Source organism: Methylobacterium sp. A52T (genome assembly GCF_053346095.1).
Window position 1 is genome coordinate 1 of the sequence record NZ_JBKFBI010000265.1, and the last position, 2,955, is coordinate 2,955.

Genomic DNA, 2,955 nt, shown 5'->3' on the forward strand with positions numbered 1-2,955 from the left:
CGGGGGCATTTCCTCACCCCGCCGGGCACAGTGCCGCCCGGTCTCACGCCCGCGTCCGAGGCACGCCCCGCACCGGTCCGCCGCCCGGGGCGATGGCGGCTGAGAGCCACCGACGCGGGCGCCGCCCTGTCCCCGGACCCGCACGGTCAGCCACCGGGCGGGCCCCCGAAGGACGCCCCGGGATCGCTCCCGGGCCGCCGCGGACAGGAAGCACAAAATAGGAACATTGTCAAGGCAATTCGAGCGCGCGCCGCGGTCGACGCGCGCTTCTCCGTCATCGCGAGCGCAGCGAAGCGACCCAGGGCGGCGCGACGTCGGCAGGCGGAGTGCCACTGGACTGCTTCGCTCCGCTCGCAAGGACGTCGGTGCCGAAGAACCATCGGCCGCGCGCACTGTCACGTTGGCCGAGCCCTGACGGGGTTCCGTCGCGCCGCCGGACCGGTGCACCACGCACGGCCGCCATCGACGTCACATCGGCCCGGAATGCCGAGCGCCAGCGGACGCAGATCCGTTCGCTAAGTCATTCTCAGAGCTTGAGCGACGCAGGAGCGTGACATATGAGCGATTCGAATCGGTATTGCCGGATCTTTGCCGACGAAATGTCTATAGAGATCGGCCGGTTGGTCGTGGGCGGTTCTATATATTGCGAATTATAGAGACAAGAAGTCGATTATTGCTGGATCATTCGATCGAATATGGGGGTGATGTGATCTATCTGTCGTCGATGACTTGTCTTCAGGTCACGCTCCGGGGCATCCGGCTCCGCGCAACGGACGGGCCCTCCGAAGGCCGCGCGCCGGCGCCTCTCCGAGCGGCCTGATGCGCCGGGTCTTCTCGACGGCCGGGACACATCCCCGGACGCGCTTCAAGCTCTGGCAGGAGGTCGTCGCCGAACGGATCGGGCCGATCGAGCAGCGCCGGCGCGCCGACGGGCCGTTCGCGGGCGAGATCGAGATCGGCGCCGTCGGCCCGCTGACATTCAGCCGGATCACCCAGAGCGCCCTCACGACCACGATCACCGCCGATACGGTCCGGCGCCGGCCGGACGGGCTGATCCGCGTGAACTTCCGTCTCGCCGGCGCGTCCACCTTCCAGCAGCACGGCCGCGAGGCGGTGCAGGGGACGGGAGACCTCACCGTCATCGACCATCACCCGGGCGTGCTGGACGCGCGCACGGATGGCCAGACCCTGGTCATGGCCCTGCCGCGGGAGCGCCTCGAGGGCCTGCTCGGACCGGCACGGCTGTTCGCGGCCCTGACGATGCCCGCCGAATCGGCCACGACCCGCCTGGTGACGACCTTCTTCGGGGATCTGCTCCGGGTGAACCGGCAGCTCTCCCCCGAGGCGGCGGAGCGCATGGCGACCATCGGCGTGGATCTGATCGTGGCCGCGCTCGCGGATCGGATGGCCCGGGAGGTGCCGCATTCCCTGCACGGCAGCGTCGTGGTCCAGCGCGCCAAGGCCCATGTCGAGGCGAATCTCGGCGACCAGACCCTCGATCCGCCCCGGCTCGCCGCCGCGACGGGCGTGTCCCTGCGCCGGCTCCAGGAACTGTTCCACGAGCGCGGCCAGCACATCTCCGACTGGATCTGGGAGCGGCGCCTCGCGGCGGCGGCCAAGCGCCTCTCCGATCCGGTCAGCCTGCACCGCCCGATCGGCGTCGTGGCCTACGAGTGCGGCTTCGCGAGCCAGGCCCATTTCGCCCGGCGCTTCAAGGAGCGCCACGACCTGTCGCCCCGCGCCTACAGGGAAGCCGCGATCCTGCGCCTGTCCGGCAGCCGGCCGGATCCGTGAGACGCCGCGACTCCGGTGCCGGTCGCGCTCGGCCGGGACGCGGCGCCGTCCCGCTGCGCGGCGCGTCCGGAGCCCGGGCTCGCCGCACGGTCCCGGGCCGACGGGAGCGCCCGCCGGGCCTCAAGCCACCGCCGCGAGATCCCCGAACAGCGACAGCACGACCGGGCGCCGGTCGAGGTTGTAGATCGCCGCCTCCCGGGCGGCGCGGCCGAACCGGTCGGCAACCTCCACCAGGGCCGCGAGGCGGGCGGGGGGCTCGTCCCGGCGCCGGTCGATCTCGGACGAGACGAAGCGCAGCACCGCGTCCTGGGCGGCCTCGAACCGCGCCTCGGCGTCGCGGCCCGCCAGGGTCTCGGCGAGCTTGAGCACCCGGCCCCAGTCGGGCGTGCGCGCCCGCGCCAGCAGGGTCTCGATCTCGGCCACGAGGCCGGCGGTGACCGGATCGAGCATCGCGAGCGCGCGGGCGACCGAGCCCTCGCACTGGGTCAGCGCCCGGGCCAGGGCGGTCTCGTCGGGCTGCGCGAAGGGCTCGGGCAGGCCGCGCACCACCCGGGCGACGTCCTCGGCCGGGAGGGGGCGCAGCATCAGCGCCCGGCAGCGGGAGCGGATGGTCGGCAGCAGCCGGCCGGGCTGGTGGGACAGGATCAGGAACAGCGCGCGGGGCGGCGGCTCCTCCAGCACCTTGAGCAGGGCGTTGGCGGCGTTGGCGTTCAGGTCCTCGGCGCTGTCGAGGATGCAGACGCGCCAGCCCGAATCCGCGGCCGTCGAGGCGAACAGGTCGAGGGCGCGGCGCACCGCGTCGACCGAGATCTTGGTCGGCAGCGTCTTGGCGCCGGCGCTCCGGTGGCGGCGCAGGACCACGAGGTTCGGGTGCGACAGGCCCGCCACCTTGCCGAGGACGGCGTCGCCCGCCGGCACGTCGAGGCCCGCCGGGCCCCCGCCCGCCGGGTAGGCGAGCAGGCGCCGGGCGACCCGGTAGGCCAGGGTCGCCTTGCCGATGCCGGGGGCGCCGCCGATCAGCCACGCGTGGTGCAGGCGCCCCGCCGCGATGGCGGCCGCGAAGGCGTCGGCCGCGGCCGCGTGGCCGACGAGCCCGAGGGTCTCGCGCGGGCGCGGGATCCCGGCGAGGTCCCCGGGCTCGACGTCGTCGGCGGCGCGGTC

Annotated in this window: 2 protein-coding genes; one reads left to right on the forward strand and one right to left on the reverse strand. The window is 73.5% G+C overall.

What is annotated here, in order from left to right:
- Positions 1-819 precede the first annotated feature (819 nt).
- Entirely contained in the window at positions 820-1,794 is a 975-nt protein-coding gene (locus ACLBYE_RS30110; RefSeq protein WP_447696970.1) for a helix-turn-helix domain-containing protein, read from the forward strand.
- A 120-nt stretch (positions 1,795-1,914) separates the two neighbouring features.
- On the opposite strand, the gene ACLBYE_RS30115 is transcribed toward ACLBYE_RS30110, so the two are convergent.
- On the reverse strand, positions 1,915-2,955 hold a 1,041-nt coding region (locus ACLBYE_RS30115; protein WP_447696971.1), incomplete at its 5' end, for a DNA polymerase III subunit delta'.

What these genes read in the sequence shown, in the direction of transcription:
- ACLBYE_RS30110 (WP_447696970.1), top strand. Translation starts at nt 820, where the DNA reads ATGCGCCGGGTCTTCTCGACGGCCGGGACACATCCCCGGACGCGCTTC.